This is a genomic window from Acinetobacter sp. 789_lipA (assembly GCF_058242845.1).
Genome location: NZ_JBZAYS010000001.1, coordinates 1,849,309 through 1,866,194, shown reverse-complemented (window position 1 = coordinate 1,866,194; position 16,886 = coordinate 1,849,309). Strand labels below are relative to the sequence as shown.

Genomic DNA, 16,886 nt, shown 5'->3' with positions numbered 1-16,886 from the left:
CACGATTGTTTTAGATAATCTGTTAAAAAACCAATAAAAAAGCCCATCGTTTGATGGGCTTTTTTATTTCTATGACTTAAGCATTGCGTTTCGCAAAGTCATCCATAAAATTCACTAGCGCTTGCACGCCTTCTAGAGGAACCGCGTTATAAATACTTGCGCGCATCCCACCAACTGAACGGTGACCTGCAAGGTTCAACAAATGGTTTTCTTCAGCTTCTTTGAGGAAAAGTTTCTCCAAATCTGGATTCGCCAAAGTAAAAGGCACATTCATAATTGAACGGTTTTGCACAGCAATTGGATTTGCATAAAAATCGCTTGCATCGATATAACCATAAAGCAGTTTCGCCTTTTCAAGGTTCACTTTATGAATCGCTTCAACACCGCCTTGTTCAAGTAGCCATTCAAACACCAGACCGGACAAGTACCATGCATAGGTCGACGGTGTATTCACCATCGAATCATTCTTCGCTTGTGAAGCGTATTTCAAAATACTTGGAATTTCAGGTTTGGCTTGATCTAGCAGATCTTCACGAACAATAACCAAGGTTAAACCCGCTGGGCCAATGTTCTTTTGCGCGCCTGCATAGATGATACCGAATTTAGTGACATCAACAGGTGCAGACAAAATACTTGAAGACAGGTCTGCAACCAATGGCGCATTGGATTCTGGAATAGCCGCAAACTGAAGACCACCAATCGTTTCATTGTCTACATAATGCACATAAGCCGCATCTTGAGATAAGTTCCAAGTGCTTGAGTCTGTAATGGCAAGTTTTCCATCAATTTGCGTACCCGCTTCAATGACGTTGATATCACCATAACGCTGCGCTTCTTTCAGTGCTTTCTCAGACCAAATTCCAGTATGGATATAGTCCGCTTTGCTGTTTTTACCCAACAAATTTAAAGGAATCGCGGAGAACTGAAGTGAAGCACCACCTTGAAGGAACAAGACTTTATAGTTCTCTGGAATGTTCATGAGTTTACGTAAATCTGCTTCTGCTTTTTCAGCCACAGCAACATAGTCTTTACTACGGTGACTCATTTCCATGATGGAAAGACCCTTGCCTTGCCAATCAAGCATTTCAGCTTGTGCTTTTTCTAAAACGGCAGTAGGTAATGCAGCAGGACCAGCACAGAAGTTGTACGCGCGCATGATTTTTCCTTTCAAAGTGAAACACAATAAAATGATGGCATTTAACCACAGATAGCCAGTGCTTGCAGTAAATTCAGCTGAAAATATTTCAATGTAATCTCACCTTTACAGTCAAAAACTCAATCAAGATCAACGATCCAGTTTTAACTCATCACTGCTCAATCAATTACAGCAGCGCTTTCCCATTCACCTAAGCTCAAACGAAAGCATTTCCTTTGCTTAAAAATGTCGCTAATCTATTGATATACATTTGCAAATTAAACAATTCAGTAACTGAGTCAGCATTCAGAACAGTTAGATTATGCGTATAATGTGCAAAACATAGAAAAGAGTCGTGCTCATGCCACAAAGACTATTCAACATGCTTAATACACCAGCCAACAAATTCTTATTGCGTACATCACTGCCATCAATCTTGTCATTAAGCATGTTCGGTCTCAGTCTCGGAATCAGCTCGACAACTTTTGCTGCATCTATCAGCTATCAACAAGCTGAGCAAAGTGTGTTACAAGACTCGTATAGCACACAGGCCACCCAAGCCTTACAACAAGCCTCAAAACTAGAAGCTGAAGCGGTCAAAGGTTTGGGGCTCCCCCGTATCGATCTGAACGTACGTGCCTATGCTTTTCATAATGAGCTCGATGTGCCTCTTGGTGCACTCAAAAATAATTTAGAACACACACTTTCTCAAAACATTAATGACCGTATAAATCAACAAAATCTGCCACCTAATATTTCTGACCCGTTAAAAGAAGGTATTAATCAGACCATCCATAATGGTGTCGGGCTTATTCCAGATAACTCTCAAATTACCTTAGAAGATCAAGTCATACGCCCGACGATTTCTGCAATGATGCCGCTTTATACAGGTGGGTTAACCTCAAGTGCGAAACAAGTCGCCAATATCAAAGCAAAACGTAGCGAACTCAATACAAAACAACAGCAAGACCTACAACGCTTTGAGCTGATTCAAGCCTATTTCAATGTTCAACTGCAAAAACAGTTACTCGCGTCTAGCCAATATAATTGGCATGCAATGCAAAAACACTATGACAATGCACTTAAACTTGAACAACAGGGCTTTATTAGTAAAGGCCAGCGCATGCAATTTGAAGTGGCAAAAAACAATGCACAGCGCAGTGAGCAAGCCAGTCAGGCCAATTTAAAAGCCAGTTTATTTCAACTGAATAACCTTTTACAAAGCAGCCAAATTACTGAGCTCACCACACCACTCTTTATTAACAGTACCCAAAACCAAGATTTAAATACCCTACTCAAGTCATATGCAGATCAATCGGCTTTAGTACAAAAACTGCAAATGGACACCCAACTGGCACAAGCCAATGTCACGGCACAAAACGCCGCCAAGAAACCCCATATTTTTGCCTTTGGTGAATATAGTCTGGACGATAAAAATAACTGGATCGTTGGCTTAGCCGCACAGTACAATCTGTTTTCAGGCATTGATAAAAACAAAAATGTCCAAGCAGCAGAGTTACAACGCTACGCTTCTGAACTGATGACAGCACGGACTAAACAAGAAATTGAAAATGTGATTTATAAATCGTATAGCGAAGCCACCACAGCGCAGCAAAGTGATCAGTTATTACAGCAAAATATAAAAGCAGCGCAAGAAAATTTACGTATACAAGAACTGTCCTTTAAAGAAGATATGGGAACAGCGACCCAAGTGATCGATGCACAAAATATGCTCAGCGCCTTAAAAGCAGAAACCGCACTGAATGCCTATAAATATGTCATGTCACTGGCGACGCTTCTACAAAGTCATGGTTCGATCCATCAGTTCCAAACCTATTTTCTGCAACCCAATACGCGATTTATTCGTTAATTCTTTGATGAGAGCCATTTAATGAATCAAGATCAAAACCAATCTGATCCGCAAAAACCTGAAAAACAAGAAGATCAAGCGGTGCCATCAACAGAGGAATTAACCACAAATGATACTCAAGAGCAGGCACAGACTGAGAGCGAACAGACTGAGCCAGCATTAGCCAATACAAACCCCGAGCAAAAGTCCAAAGCGATCAAGCTGATTGGGGGACTCGCTCTTATTATTCTATTCATCGTGATTGCTTTTGGACTGTGGAAGGCCTATCAACCGAAAACGGTTGAAATCCAAGGTCGGGTTGAGGCAGAAACGATCCATGTCAGTACCAAAGTACCGAGCCGAATTGATGAGATTTATGTACATGACGGACAGAAGATCAGCAAAAACCAAGAACTCGTTCGACTGTATAGCCCTGAAGTCGATGCCAAAAAACAGCAAGCACTGGCCAGCTTACAGGCTGCCTTAGCACTCCAGTCCACCGCTGACCGTGGCTCTCAGGAAGAAAATATTGCGAGTTTATACGCCAACTGGCAAGCACTGAAAGCACAGCAAACTTTGGCACAAACCACCTATCAACGTGGTGCAAACTTGTACCAACAAGGTGTCATCTCACGCCAACGCCGCGATGAAATGCATGCTGCGGCGCAATCAGCTGCTCAAATGACAGAAGCCGCATATCAACAATATGCTCGGGCTGAACGTGGCAGCACTCCACAGCAAAAAAGTTCAGCAGATGCGCAAGTGCAAATTGCAAAAGCAGCTGTTGCTGAAGTCAATGCACTTGAAGCTGAAACCAAACTACTCTCACCTATTGACGGTACCGTGTCTAAAACCTATGGCAAACCCTCTGAATTGGTAGCGATGGGGGTACCGATTGTCAGTATTATTCAAGATCGCGAGCTTTGGGTATCACTGAATATTCGTGAAGACCAATACGCCAACATCTATCAAGCAAAACAAATTGAAGGCTTTATTCCAGCCTTAAATCTACATACCAACTTTAATATTAAGAATATTGATGCCGAAGGCGAATTTGCCACCATTAAAACCACACGCCAAACAGGAGGCTATGACATTCGTAGCTTTAAAGTTCATTTAACGCCTGCGCAAGCCATTCCAGACCTAAAAGTTGGCATGAGTGTGTTGTTTAAAGTCAAAGAGAGCAAATAATGCTAAGCGGGCTACTGCGGGAACTGAACTATTTACTGAAGCATAAGTGGGATCTATGTTTAGTCACGCTTGCCCCACTGTTTATTATCGTGCTGTTTTCCAGTATGTTTGCCCAAGGTAAACCTGAACATTTGCCTATTGCGATTATTGATCAGGACCAAAGCGAGCTAAGCCAAAACATACAGCGCTACTTGAGACTCAACCATACTTTAGATGTCGCCATCGTCAGTGATCAAAATACCGAAGTTGAAAAGCTGCTGAACCAAACCAAAGTTTGGGGTTACGTCAGTATTCCCAATGGTGCTGAACAACGTTTTGTTCAAGCTAAAGATGCTGAAATCAGCATTGCCTATAACCAAAGTTACTTTAGTGTGGGGAACACCATTTCATCAGCCATGTTACTCAGCACAGTTGAAGCAATGGCAGACTATGCTGGTGAAAGCTATTTAGAAAATACGATCCCTTATTTAGATGTACCTACACCACACGTTAAAATTTCGACCTTATACAACCCAAATTTGAGTTATGAGTTCTATTTAGAACCCTTTATGATTCCTGCAATTTTGCATTTACTACTCTGCTGCTGTGTCGCATTTTCAGTCGGTCAAGAATTTAAGTTTCATACAGCGCAAAATTGGCTAAACAACCAATCTGCTTTTAAAGCCATCCTCACGAAAAACCTGACCTATGTACTTATTTTTAGCTTATGGACATGGGCGTGGATGTTTTGGCTGATTGAGATTCGCGGTTGGTTTATTGCAGGTCAACTTTGGTTGATCATGTTGGGACAGCTTTTATTTTATAGTGCCTATGCCTTAATCAGTAGCGCCATTGTTTTAGCCACCAACAACTTATCCAAAACCTTTGGTTTAATTGCTGTGTATGGCGGCTCATCACTCAGTTTTGCAGGAGTGACCCTCCCCTTAAATAACGCACCACTGTTTACCAAATTTTGGGCCAATATTATTCCTTACACACCTTATGCCAAACTACAAACCGAACAATGGGTCATTGGTAGCCCAATCAGTTCATCGCTGTTGCCTTTACTCATACTTATCCTCTATGTGCTCTTTTACGCTGTGACCTCTGTCCTGCTGCTCAAAAAAAGAATCAAAGGAGCAGTATCATGAAGTCATTTTTGCACAATTACCTCAAGACATTTAAAGACATTATCGCCAATCAGTCGATTTTAACCACGCTCATCCTCTCGGTGATTTTCTATAGTGTTTTCTATCCGACTGCCTACAAAGCACAGCAAGCAGAAGCTTTGCCCATTGTGATTGTGGATGAAGAACAAAGTATCGTGACCAATAACATCATTCAGCAAGTTTCGCTCAGTCCAAATGTTGAAGTGAAAGCTGTGACAGGCAATTTCCTCGATGCTGAAAATATGATTAAACAACAGCAAGCCGATGGTATTTTGCTCTTACCCGAAAATCTTTCCAATAGTCTTCGGCATGGCGAAGTCGGTGGGATTGGGCTCTATCTCAGCGCGGCAAACTTCTTAAAAACCAAGCAAATTGGACTAGGTCTCGCTACCTCAATTGAAAATGCTGTACGCGAGCACGTGGAAAAATTTGGCAATATTTCGCACTTTTCTCCAACTATTTCCATTCATCAAACGCCGCTTTTTAACACCATGTCGGGTTATGGCAGTTATATTTTCCCCGCCATTGCTCCGCTGATTATTCATCAAACCATCGTGCTCGGTTTAGGGATGTTATTGGCCGGATACCGCGAACAGAAATGGCGACCAACGACGACAGAATTTTTTGCGATTTTTTGCGCCATTCTGACCATTGGTATGCTCGGTTGTTTATATTTATTTGGCTTTATTTATTGGTTAAACGACTACCCACATGGGGGAAATTTTAGTGGCATGTTACTGGCCGTGCCGATTTTTATAGGCTGTATCGTGGCTTTAGGCATGTTGATTTCAACATTTTTCGATATGCCTGAGCGTGCAGGACATGTCATTGTATTTACCTCTATTCCGCTATTTCTACTTTCAGGAACAGCATGGCCACACGCCGCAATGCCCGCTTGGATGCAATACTTGGGCAATGTTTTGCCATCGACCCAAGGGATTCAAATGTTTATTCAACTGAACCAAATGGGTGTACCAACTACACTTATTCTGCCGAAACTACTGTATCTCTTTGTGTTTGGTATAGCGTGCGCAGCATTTGCTTATTGGCGTCTCAAGCATCGCTAAATTTTAGAACCTATTGATAGCAATCCTACCAATTTAATCCGTTGAAGCCCCATAAAGTTTGACATCAAAGCTGCGAATTTTTGTGCTTCCGCCGGCTTTGTCAAAACCAACATCGTATTGAACTAGGTTTTTATTGCTATAAGCATACTCATAGGTAACTGCATACAAACTTGGTTTTTCCGTCGATTTTTCAATGTGTTTCGATACAATTTTTTGAGTCGTTATGGCTTGTTTAGGAATCGATTTTGCAAATTTTCGCATGTCTTTTTCATGAGTTTTAAATTCACGCTGTAACTCTGGCTCAAAATAAGTATAGAGCTGCGGAAAATCGCCCTGAGTAAAGGCTTGATAAGCTTGCTGAGCTGCTTTCTCTTGAGCAGGACTCGGATTTGGGATCGAATCCAATGCCTGTTGTCCCAATTTATCACACGCTGTTAAAGCCAACGCACAACTCAAAACCAGTAATTTTGCTTTCATAAAATCTTATCCACCACTAGGTCATCGCCAATATGAAAAAGGACGCCGAAGCGCCCTTTTCTTTTTCATTCAGTTAGTCTTCGTTCGATGTATTGGTATCTGTAGTATTTTCAGATGCATCTACATTTACTTCGTCAACCACAGTTTCTTCAGTTGTTTCAATAGAAGCATCTAAAATATCATCTTCGACTTCAACTGCTTCAACAGCAACGACACCGACCAAGATTTCTTCATTACCTAAACGAATCAGACGTACACCTTGTGCATTACGCCCTGTTCTAGCAACTTCAGAGGCACGAGTACGAACTAAAGTACCGCCATCAGAAATCAACATCAACTCTTTAGATTCATCAATGGCAACCGCACCGACCAACTCACCATTACGTTCAGATGTTTTGATGGCAATAACACCTTTACCACCACGTTTCTTGGTTGGGAAGTCATCAACAGGCGTACGTTTCCCATAACCATTTGCAGAAGCACACAGTACCTCGCCAGTTTCAGGGACAACAACTAATGAAACAATACGGCTTGCCACATTTAAATCAGAAGATTCTTCATCATCTGAATCTGTGTCGGTTTCAACATCATCTTCGGCCTGAGCTGCTGCTAAAGTGACGCGCATACCACGCACCCCTTTTGCAGTACGTCCCATCACACGTGCATCAGTTTCAGAGAAGCGAATTGCTTTACCTTCATTTGAGAACAACATGATTTGCTGTTCGCCATCGGTGATTGCAACACCAATCAAGGTATCTTCTTCTTTCAGCTCAATTGCACGTAAACCATTTGAACGAACATTACTAAATTGCTCTAATTCAACACGCTTGACTGTACCAGATGCTGTTGCCATAAATACAAAGAAGTTCTTACGCATTTTCTCTGCAAGATCAGCAAATTCAACAACTGTTTCATTGTCCAAATCTGTTGTTGAAAGCTCAACACCCAACTCTTTCAATTGCTTACGTAATGCATCAGAGAGTTCATCAGCATCTTCAGCCAACTCATCGAATGAAGCTTTTAACGCTTCATAATGCGCGTCGATAATACTATTTTCACGTAATGTCGCGACATTGCTACGCACAAAGTTTTTGAACTCAGCTAAGCGTTCTTTAAATTTCTTCGGCGCATCAATCACAGGAAGAATTGCTGTGATCGTCTCATCGGCATCCAGTGGCAATAAGTTCACCATTGGGCGACCTTTTGAACCACGCGATGCTTGAGGCACTTCAAACACTCTCAGGCGATAGACTTTACCAACATTGGTAAAGCACAACACTGTGGCATGGTTAGATGTCACAATCAGATGCTGGATGTAATCATCTTCTTTCATCGAGGTCGCAGATTTACCACGTCCACCACGACGCTGCGCAGCATAGTCTGAAAGCGGTTGTGTTTTCGCATAACCTGTTTTTGAAACAGTCAGTACCACTTGCTCTTCAGGAATTAAATCTTCACGCGAGAAGTCAATACGAGACTCAACAATTGCGGTACGACGAGCATCGCCGTATTGTTGCAAAATTAAAGCTAATTCTTCTTTAATCACTGCCATCAATAAATTGAAGTCATTTAAAATAGCTGTGAGTTCAGCAATTTGACCTAAAATTTCAGTATATTCAGCTTGTAACTTGTCTTGTTCAAGACCCGTTAAACGGTGCAAACGAAGCTCAAGAATCGCACCGACTTGCGCAGGCGATAAACGATAAATCTGACCATCTAAACCAAACGGGCGGCTTGGATCTTCACCTTCAATTTCGTCGGGACGTACAGAAACAGAACCTGCTTTTTCAAGCAATGCAATTACATTCCCTGCTGCCCACTCACCTGCTTGTAAACGCTCACGTGCCTCAGCTGGGTTTGCAGAAGTTTTAATGGTTTCAATGATCGCATCAATATTTGCTAATGCTACCGTCAAACCTTCTAAAATATGGCCACGTTCACGTGCTTTGCGCAACTCAAACATTGTACGACGCGTCACCACTTCTTGGCGGTGACGAATAAATGCCGCAACAATGTCTTTCAAGTTCATTAACTTTGGCTGGCCGTTGTCTAAGCACACCATGTTAATGCTGAAAGAGTTTTCCAACTGCGTGTTTTGGAATAAGTTATTTACCACAACTTCAGCGTTTTCACCACGCTTTAAGTCAATGGCAATACGCATCCCGTCTTTGTCAGATTCATCACGTAGCTCAGAAATACCTTCCAGTTTTTTCTCTTTCACCAACTCAGCGATACGTTCAATGGTTCTTGCTTTGTTGACTTGATATGGAATTTCTGTGAAAACGATCGTGGTACGACCTGTTTTTTGGTCTTCTTCAAAGTGGTATTTACCACGAATATGCAAACGACCTTTACCCGTACGGTAAGCATCAACAATGCCCGCTTTACCGTAAATAATTCCACCAGTAGGAAAGTCTGGACCCGAAATATATTCCATCAATCCTTCAATTGAAATATTTGGGTTTTCAGCATAGGCCAAACAAGCGTTCACTACTTCAGTCATGTTGTGCGGCGCCATATTGGTCGCCATACCCACAGCAATACCTGTAGTACCGTTAATCAGTAAGTTCGGAATACGCGTTGGCATCACTTGCGGAATACGTTCAGAGCCGTCGTAGTTGTCTTCCCAATCCACCGTATCTTTTTCAAGATCGGCAAGGATTTCATGAGTCAACTTACGCATACGAACTTCGGTATAACGCATCGCAGCTGCGCTATCGCCATCGACCGAACCAAAGTTCCCCTGACCATCAACCAATTGATAACGCAAACTAAAGTCTTGAGCCATACGAACAATGGTTTCATAAACAGCAGAATCACCGTGTGGGTGATATTTACCGATCACATCACCAACCACGCGGGCAGACTTTTTATAAGTTTTGTTGTAGTCATTACCCAATTCGTGCATTGCATAAAGCACACGACGATGAACAGGTTTTAGACCATCTCGAACATCTGGCAAAGCACGAGAAACAATCACGCTCATTGCATAGTCAAGATACGAGTTCTTGAGTTCATCCTCAATCGCAATCGGTCTGATTTCCGATACGCTCATGCATACTCCTTATTCTACAAACGTAAAACCGCTTGCATTTATATGTCGTAAAACTTGCAAAATTATTAGTTCAAAATACTGAACTAAAAACTGAAATATAGCCGCAAATTATAGCATAAACACTCTGATTTTTGTGTCACGTCACCACAGTTAATCTCGTTAATTTTCTTTAATTTAGGGGTTATTTTTTACACATGTATAGGATGTACATTTACAGCTCCATCACATTCCCTGTTAACGTTGCGTAAAATGCAAAAAAGCCCTCATTTTTGAGAGCTTTAAGCCATGTCTTGCCTATCTTTGGACTTACTGATCAATCCCTTGCTTATCGCGCCGCATAATATGAAATGCCACCATAAACAAGCCCAATATTAAAGGAAACTCATATAGCTCCTCCATAAGGTCTTTATAAGCAATCTGATGTAAGAAAATTCCACCATAAATGCGACTGTGTTCAATGCCGTCAGAAATAATCAAACCCAACACCGTGAGCAGCATTGCCCAAGCAGGTATCGTAATGTTCTTCATTTTTATCGCAATCTCATGGCGCAATGGTTTAACCAACAACATAAATACGACTGAACCAATCAAAACTACCGAGATGCCACGAAAATATACTTTTGGGACCTCAGGGAAATAGTCTCTACCCCAACTGGTGCTACGCCCAAATAAAAGTAACCACCACAGTACTCCCCAGATCCAAAAATACTTTTTACCCTCTGGAAGACGCATCGGCTGCATATAAAAATAACTAAATACAGCGAATATCAATAAAAGTAGAGCTTGTATATTTTCCACGCCACGTACAACAGCACCACCTAAAAGTGGAAGCTGTAGATCAGCCAAAAATGGAAAGATTAAACACAGAACAGCAAGGATCAGAACAGACCACGATACACGCGTATCAATCAGCAAAATCACGACTCCCAACTTAACAAAAAAAGTTTTATGTAAGTTAATAGGACTTACGCATTGACGGATTCAAAAAAGTATTAAAATACTTTATAAAGTATCTGTGATCAGACGAATTAAACATGCTTCTACAGCAACTTGTACATTACCCATTTATATGGGCTTTCTCATGACAGAACCGAACTCTATTAGCTGCACACAACTTGCCGAGACTTATAATATCTCGCATGATAGTGTAAATCGCTTTCTAGAGCGTGAAGACTACACACCTCACGACCTATATCAAGAAGCAATTCAACATATTGATAATAATAAACTTATAGTCAGTATTGATGATACTGTTTTAGATAAACCCTATAGTCAACATATGGACTTGGTTAGCTATTTTTGGTCAGGCAAACACCACCGATCCGTCAAGGGTATTAATCTCATTACCTTGTATGCGACAGATCAAAATGGTCAAAATATTCCAATTAATTTCCGAATTTATGACAAATCTGAAAGTAAAACCAAGAATGATTACTTTATGGATATGTTAAGTGAAGTACTCAGTTGGGGTGCAAAGATTCAATTTATTACAGGTGATAGTTGGTATTCATCGACTGGAAATCTAAAAACCATAAGAAAATATGGTATTCGATTTATGTTTGGTATCGACTGTAACCGTAAGGTTTCCCCAGAAAAAGGACAATGGTTTCAACTGCGTTTATTGCCAAATTTCCATCAGGGTCAAGTGGTCTGGCTCAAAGATTTTGGCTTTGTACAATTATTTAAGACTCAGTTAAAAGAACAGCAGAGGTTTTATATTGTGCATCAAGATGAAGATGATTTATTGTCCTTTGAGGGTTTTCATGAATTACATTCAAGTCATTGGAAAATAGAGCAATATCACCGGGTGATTAAACAGGTTTGTCATATTGAAAAGTTTCAAGTAAGACGATCTAAACTGATTTTGAATCATATTTTTTCAGCCTTGATGGCCTACGTCGAGATACAAAAGAACCAGTTTGAGCGGATCTTTGAAAATGTATATCGTTGGCAGAAGAAATTATTTAGACCAGTTATCAAAAACTTCATTGATGACTTTATTCTCGATAAAAATCATCTGCTACCACAGAGAATCTATAAATAATAGTGCGTAAGTCCTAGTTAAGCTTAAAAATGGATGGCAAATAGTATCATAAATCTGAATATTCAGATGCACACTCATCTTAAGAAATGCTTAAATTTTCATTATTATTTGCAAAATACAAGGACTTAAAATAACAAAATAAATATCGAGTGATTTTGATTTTTTATAATATTGAGATTAATTTACGCACATAAAAAAACGCTCCTGCACATGACAGCTAAGCATTGCTTAAACTGCTTGCACAAAAGCGTTTTTTGAAACGTTGTCAGGAATTAGATTTTAGATACTAACTCTGGAACAACGGTATTCAAATCACCTACTAACCAGTAATCCGCTACTGCATTGATAGGTGCTTCTTCGTCTTTGTTGATCGCAACGATCACTTTAGAGTCTTTCATACCCGCCAAGTGCTGGATCGCACCAGAGATACCTACAGCGATATACAGGTCAGGTGCAACAATTTTACCTGTTTGACCTACTTGCATGTCGTTTGGAACAAAACCTGCGTCAACCGCAGCACGTGATGCACCTTGAGCAGCGCCCAATTTGTCAGCCAATGGATCAAGAACAGTATGGTAGTTCTCACCTGAACCCACACCACGACCACCTGAAACCACGATACGCGCAGCAGTTAATTCTGGGCGTTCAGATTTTACGATCTCTTCAGCAACAAACTTAGAGATACCCGCATTTTTTGCTTCGCTTACAGCTTCAACCGCAGCAGAACCACCTTCAGCAGCGACAGGGTCAAATGCTGTACCACGTACAGTACCAACAATGATTGCTTCATCAGACTGAACTGTTGCAATCGCGTTACCTGCATAGATTGGACGCTTGAACGTATTTGCAGATTCAACAGCAATGATGTCTGTAATCATGCTGACATCAAGAAGTGCAGCCACACGTGGAAGAATATTCTTACCCGTTGTAGTTGATGCAGCCAATACGTGTTTGAAACCACCTTTAGCAATATCTGCAACCAAAGCTGCAACGTTTTCAGCCAATTGGTTTGCGTAAACTGCGTTGTCAGCAAGTAATACTTTGCTTACACCCGCAACTTTTGCAGCAGCATCAGCAACAGCTTGAGCGCCAGAACCAGCAACTAATACAGTGATATCACCACCGATTTTTTGAGCTGCAGCAACAACGTTTAAAGTTGCACCATTTAGTGCTTTGTTGTCGTGCTCAGCGATAACTAAAATACTCATGATTTTATCCTTCTGTATTAGATCACTTTCGCTTCATTTTTTAGTTTTTCTACAAGTTCGTCTACAGACTTCACTTGTACGCCAGCTTTACGTTCAGCAGGCGCTTCAACTTTAACTGTTTTAAGTTTAGTTGTTGTAGAAACACCAAAATCAGCAGGAGACTTGGTATCCAGCGGTTTTTTACGCGCTTTCATGATGTTTGGAAGAGCAGCATAACGTGGCTCGTTCAAACGTAAGTCAGTGGTGATGATCGCTGGAAGTGCAAGTTCAACAGTTTGTAAACCACCGTCGATTTCACGAGTTACTTGTACTTTGTCGCCATCAACTTTAACTTCAGAAGCAAAAGTACCTTGACCTGCACCTAGAAGCGCACCAAGCATTTGGCCGACTTGGTTAGAGTCATCGTCAATTGCTTGCTTACCAAGAAGAATCAACTGAGGTTGTTCAGCGTCAACAACGCCTTTCAACACTTTCGCAATTTCTAAAGCACCCAGTTGGCTGTCATCAGCTTCAACTAAAATACCGCGGTCAGCACCAAGCGCCATTGCAGAACGGATTTGCTCTTGCGCTTCTTTAGGACCAATAGAAACAACGATGATTTCTGAAACAGTTCCTTTTTCTTTTAAGCGAACCGCTTCTTCCACTGCGATTTCACAGAATGGGTTAATTGACATTTTAACGTTGGTTAAGTCAACACCACTGTTGTCCGGCTTAACGCGAACTTTAACGTTGGCATCAACCACACGTTTTACAGCAACAAGAGCCTTCATGTAATCCTCGGCTGTTTTAGCAAATGTAAATGTTGAGAAAAGTTAGTTTAACTCTTCACTTAAATTTTTTTAGGTGCCCTATCTTGCAATGTGTACGGCATTTCGGTCAAGTCACAATTCACCAAAGAGCTGTAAAAATGCGTAAATTTAGCTGAACGACGCGTTCATACTTTTTTGTACGCACTATATTTGCACAAAATCGCACTCAGATTAAGTTATGATTTTTATTATATTTTTATTTGATTTACATTATTCAAAGATTTGATTTCTTTTCTCTAATATTCACCGCTATTTAGATTATTGACTGTCTGTTCACATCTTTATCGGGCTTCACAAATCTGTCATTTAAGATAGATCACACAGCCTTAGATTCAAATACTCATTATTCTAGACATACGATGACACAATATTGCTGCTTTATTAACCAATCTAAAAAACTTCCTCAAAAAAAAGCATGCCATTCTGACATGCTTCTCTGAGTTTAATTGGCAATCAGCCATGTCGCGGCCAATGCCAACAGCCCACCTGAAGTGCCATCAATCCATTTTTGCTTACGTTCATCTATTGGGGACTTCTGTGTCAGTTTTGCAAAAACCAGACTCAAACTACAATAGACCACAAAAATCATCGCGATAAAGAGTAAAGATAAAATCAAACCTTGACTGACAGCATTGGCAGATTTATCGATAAATTGCGGCAAGATCGCAAAATAGATAAGCATACCTTTGGGATTTAACAGTGCGGTAAAAAAGCCCTTTTTGATCGGGTTATTTTCCGTTTTTCGGTCTAGTTGCAATTTTTTAGTGCTAAAAACCGACTTTAATAAACCAAAGGCCAAATACAACAAATATGCAATACCCAGCCAGCGGATGGTTTCAAACAAAAGCGGGAAAGACACAATAATGGCAGCAATACCCAAAGCCACTAAAATTGAATGTAGTAAATAGCCTGTACATACACCGATAGTCGCCATCATGCCTGCTTTTGCATCTTTGCCCATAACTTGAGACAGAATAAATAACATATCTGGCCCAGGTGTAAAAATCAGCGGCAGCACGGTCAGTGCAAAGAGTACATATACAGACATTTCCTTTCCCCTTTCATCCATTAGAAAGTGAAAATTAGTATGTGCGAAATAATACAAAATTGGCTTTCAATTTATTCTATAATAAAACGTATTTTTCAAATTATATTCTAAGATATGAAACAATCACCAAAGTCTGTGCGCATAAAACTTGACCGTATTGATAAAAATATCATTCGCCACTTACAAGACAATGGCCGCATTCAAAATAATGACTTAGCACGAGAAATCGGTCTATCGCCGTCTTCGTGCCTAAGACGCGTCAAACTATTAGAAGAAGCAGGTGTTATTCAAAATTATACTACAGTGGTCGATCCACAAAAAATTGGCCTTCAACTGATTCTGTTCTCGCGCATTTGGCTGGTCGGTCAAGATGCCGAAACCATCGACACCTTTATTGAAGCCATGAAAGAGCTCCCTCAAGTCATGGAATGCTACATTATTTTAGGGGAATGCGATGCAATGCTGAAAGTTGTGGTCCCCGATTTAGAAAGCTATCGTGAGTTCCAATCCACGCATTTGACCAAAAAGAATGGCATTACCAGTGTCAAAACAGACTTGCCAAGTCAAATCATTAAACAAAGTTTCCAACTGCCGCTTGATGAAATCTAATGTCAGCGCATTTAAATTTTGCGATAGAAACGACGCGTTTACGTCTAAGAGCTTGGCACGCAGATGACTTTCCTGCATTTGTGCAGTTAAATGCCGATGCTCAAGTGATGCGTTATTTTCCTAGTCCACTCACGCAAACACAAAGCGATGCCCTTGCGCAAACGTTTCAGCAATTCATCAATCAAAATGGTTGGGGCTTTTGGGCAGTCGAACTGAAACATAGTCAGGAGTTCATTGGATTTACAGGCTTACATGCTCAACCTGAGCGCTTTGATTTTTCACCCTGTGTCGAAATTGGTTGGCGATTGGACTCGAAATTTTGGCATCAGGGTTATGCCACAGAAGCTGCACGGGCTTGCCTATATTTTGCTTTTTCGGTTTTAAACTTGGATGAGGTTGTTGCTTTTACCGCAGTTCAAAATAGGGCTTCTGAAGCGGTAATGAAACGTCTCGGCATGCAACATCGTGGCTATTTTAATCATCCTAAACTCGACCAAAATAGCCCACTGCTTCGACATACACTCTATGCTATTAAGCCAACTGACTTTCTAAAAAATCACGATGAATATGACTTAAATCAATCAATTCATATTGTCCAAGATTAAAAATTTTCCAGACTTCAAGAAAGTCATCTTTCAAATCAATGCTATTTGAGGGCTGTGCAGTCGCTTGCCACTGTAAATCGGAAATCCATAAATAGTATTGCCCAGTCTCTGCATTAAAAGCCTGAACTTTACCTGCCGCATTGACGCCTTGAACAAATGCATTTTCAGGCAGTACAGGTTCAATATTGGATAAACTAATTTCAACAAAGTGTTTGACCTGACGCAAACCATAGCCCGCAAAAATTTCTTTTTGCGCGGAGCTGAGTTGATCATACTTTACTTGTATATCTGAAATCATATACTGACCTATTTTCACATTTGTCATCTTCAATATAAGCTTAAATCTACCGTTTCATTAAACTGGAATATTCAGCCCATCCTCTTTTAAGTTTATACTCTATTTTTTGCCGATTTATTATTCTACAAAAGTTCATAATCACACTTTTTCTAACAAAAGTGAGCGATCATTGATACTTATTGATCAAGTTGATGAAACCAAGAATAATGCCGAATATCACAGACGCCCTAGTGCGTACAATAGTTATCAACGGATGTGTTTACGCCGTTTGTTCTGACCTTTGGCATTTAACCTAAAGCACAGCGCTATAGTGCATGCATTATGTGACACTATTTTTAAAGTA

At 40.6% G+C, this 16,886-nt stretch carries 15 protein-coding genes; 7 read left to right on the top strand and 8 right to left on the bottom strand.

Features of this window, described 5'->3' with window-relative positions; genetic code table 11:
- Positions 1-76: 76 nt before the first annotated feature.
- A complete protein-coding gene (serC, locus tag AC4CUZ_RS09015; protein WP_114837178.1) occupies positions 77-1,156 on the bottom strand; it encodes a 3-phosphoserine/phosphohydroxythreonine transaminase in 1,080 nt (359 codons plus the stop codon).
- Positions 1,157-1,496: 340 nt separating this feature from the next.
- Between serC and AC4CUZ_RS09010 the strand changes: the two genes are divergently transcribed.
- The 4 genes from AC4CUZ_RS09010 to AC4CUZ_RS08995 are packed head-to-tail and all read left to right on the top strand — an operon-like array spanning position 1,497 to position 6,390.
- Positions 1,497-3,005 carry a TolC family protein gene (locus tag AC4CUZ_RS09010; RefSeq protein WP_114837179.1) on the top strand — a complete coding sequence of 503 codons (1,509 nt, stop codon included), beginning with the start codon at positions 1,497-1,499 and terminating at the stop codon, positions 3,003-3,005.
- Between the two features lie 21 nt (positions 3,006-3,026).
- Positions 3,027-4,175, top strand: a complete 1,149-nt coding sequence (locus tag AC4CUZ_RS09005) for an HlyD family secretion protein (RefSeq protein WP_201952008.1) — start codon at positions 3,027-3,029, stop codon at positions 4,173-4,175.
- On the top strand, positions 4,175-5,305 hold the full coding sequence (locus AC4CUZ_RS09000; RefSeq protein WP_114837181.1) for an ABC transporter permease: 1,131 nt from the start codon (positions 4,175-4,177) through the stop codon (positions 5,303-5,305). Before AC4CUZ_RS09005 ends, AC4CUZ_RS09000 begins: the two co-directional genes overlap by 1 nt.
- Positions 5,302-6,390: an ABC transporter permease gene (locus AC4CUZ_RS08995; RefSeq protein ID WP_114837182.1), complete on the top strand. Its 1,089-nt coding sequence runs from the start codon at positions 5,302-5,304 to the stop codon at positions 6,388-6,390. The genes AC4CUZ_RS09000 and AC4CUZ_RS08995 overlap by 4 nt, the downstream gene beginning before the upstream one ends.
- 33 nt (positions 6,391-6,423) lie before the next feature.
- Here the strand turns inward: AC4CUZ_RS08995 and AC4CUZ_RS08990 are convergent, their stop codons facing one another.
- The 3 genes from AC4CUZ_RS08990 to AC4CUZ_RS08980 all read right to left on the bottom strand — a co-directional run bounded on the left by AC4CUZ_RS08990 (position 6,424) and on the right by AC4CUZ_RS08980 (position 10,837).
- Complete coding sequence (locus tag AC4CUZ_RS08990) at positions 6,424-6,867, bottom strand: DUF3887 domain-containing protein (protein ID WP_114837183.1); 444 nt, start codon at positions 6,865-6,867, stop codon at positions 6,424-6,426.
- Between the two features lie 73 nt (positions 6,868-6,940).
- On the bottom strand, positions 6,941-9,922 hold the full coding sequence (gene gyrA / locus AC4CUZ_RS08985) for a DNA gyrase subunit A (protein ID WP_419381347.1): 2,982 nt from the start codon (positions 9,920-9,922) through the stop codon (positions 6,941-6,943).
- Positions 9,923-10,228: 306 nt separating this feature from the next.
- Positions 10,229-10,837 (bottom strand): hypothetical protein, encoded by a 609-nt coding sequence (locus AC4CUZ_RS08980; RefSeq protein ID WP_178904840.1) that lies wholly within the window; start codon positions 10,835-10,837, stop codon positions 10,229-10,231.
- A gap of 100 nt (positions 10,838-10,937) precedes the next feature.
- Between AC4CUZ_RS08980 and AC4CUZ_RS08975 the strand changes: the two genes are divergently transcribed.
- On the top strand, positions 10,938-11,966 hold the full coding sequence (locus tag AC4CUZ_RS08975) for an IS701 family transposase (RefSeq protein ID WP_007116247.1): 1,029 nt from the start codon (positions 10,938-10,940) through the stop codon (positions 11,964-11,966).
- A gap of 272 nt (positions 11,967-12,238) precedes the next feature.
- Here the strand turns inward: AC4CUZ_RS08975 and AC4CUZ_RS08970 are convergent, their stop codons facing one another.
- From AC4CUZ_RS08970 to AC4CUZ_RS08960, 3 genes are all read right to left on the bottom strand, one after another.
- Positions 12,239-13,174 carry an FAD-binding protein gene (locus tag AC4CUZ_RS08970; protein WP_078426455.1) on the bottom strand — a complete coding sequence of 312 codons (936 nt, stop codon included), beginning with the start codon at positions 13,172-13,174 and terminating at the stop codon, positions 12,239-12,241.
- 17 nt (positions 13,175-13,191) lie between these two features.
- Positions 13,192-13,944, bottom strand: a complete 753-nt coding sequence (locus AC4CUZ_RS08965) for an electron transfer flavoprotein subunit beta/FixA family protein (RefSeq protein ID WP_005400499.1) — start codon at positions 13,942-13,944, stop codon at positions 13,192-13,194.
- A 481-nt stretch (positions 13,945-14,425) separates the two neighbouring features.
- On the bottom strand, positions 14,426-15,031 hold the full coding sequence (locus AC4CUZ_RS08960; RefSeq protein WP_419381256.1) for a LysE family translocator: 606 nt from the start codon (positions 15,029-15,031) through the stop codon (positions 14,426-14,428).
- A 114-nt stretch (positions 15,032-15,145) separates the two neighbouring features.
- Between AC4CUZ_RS08960 and AC4CUZ_RS08955 the strand changes: the two genes are divergently transcribed.
- Both AC4CUZ_RS08955 and AC4CUZ_RS08950 read left to right on the top strand, forming a co-directional pair.
- Positions 15,146-15,640: an Lrp/AsnC family transcriptional regulator gene (locus tag AC4CUZ_RS08955; RefSeq protein ID WP_004695793.1), complete on the top strand. Its 495-nt coding sequence runs from the start codon at positions 15,146-15,148 to the stop codon at positions 15,638-15,640.
- Complete coding sequence (locus AC4CUZ_RS08950) at positions 15,640-16,245, top strand: GNAT family N-acetyltransferase (protein ID WP_490747496.1); 606 nt, start codon at positions 15,640-15,642, stop codon at positions 16,243-16,245. Before AC4CUZ_RS08955 ends, AC4CUZ_RS08950 begins: the two co-directional genes overlap by 1 nt.
- Here the strand turns inward: AC4CUZ_RS08950 and AC4CUZ_RS08945 are convergent.
- Positions 16,172-16,570, bottom strand: a complete 399-nt coding sequence (locus AC4CUZ_RS08945; protein WP_419381258.1) for a hypothetical protein — start codon at positions 16,568-16,570, stop codon at positions 16,172-16,174. The genes AC4CUZ_RS08950 and AC4CUZ_RS08945 overlap by 74 nt on opposite strands.
- Positions 16,571-16,886 lie beyond the last annotated feature (316 nt).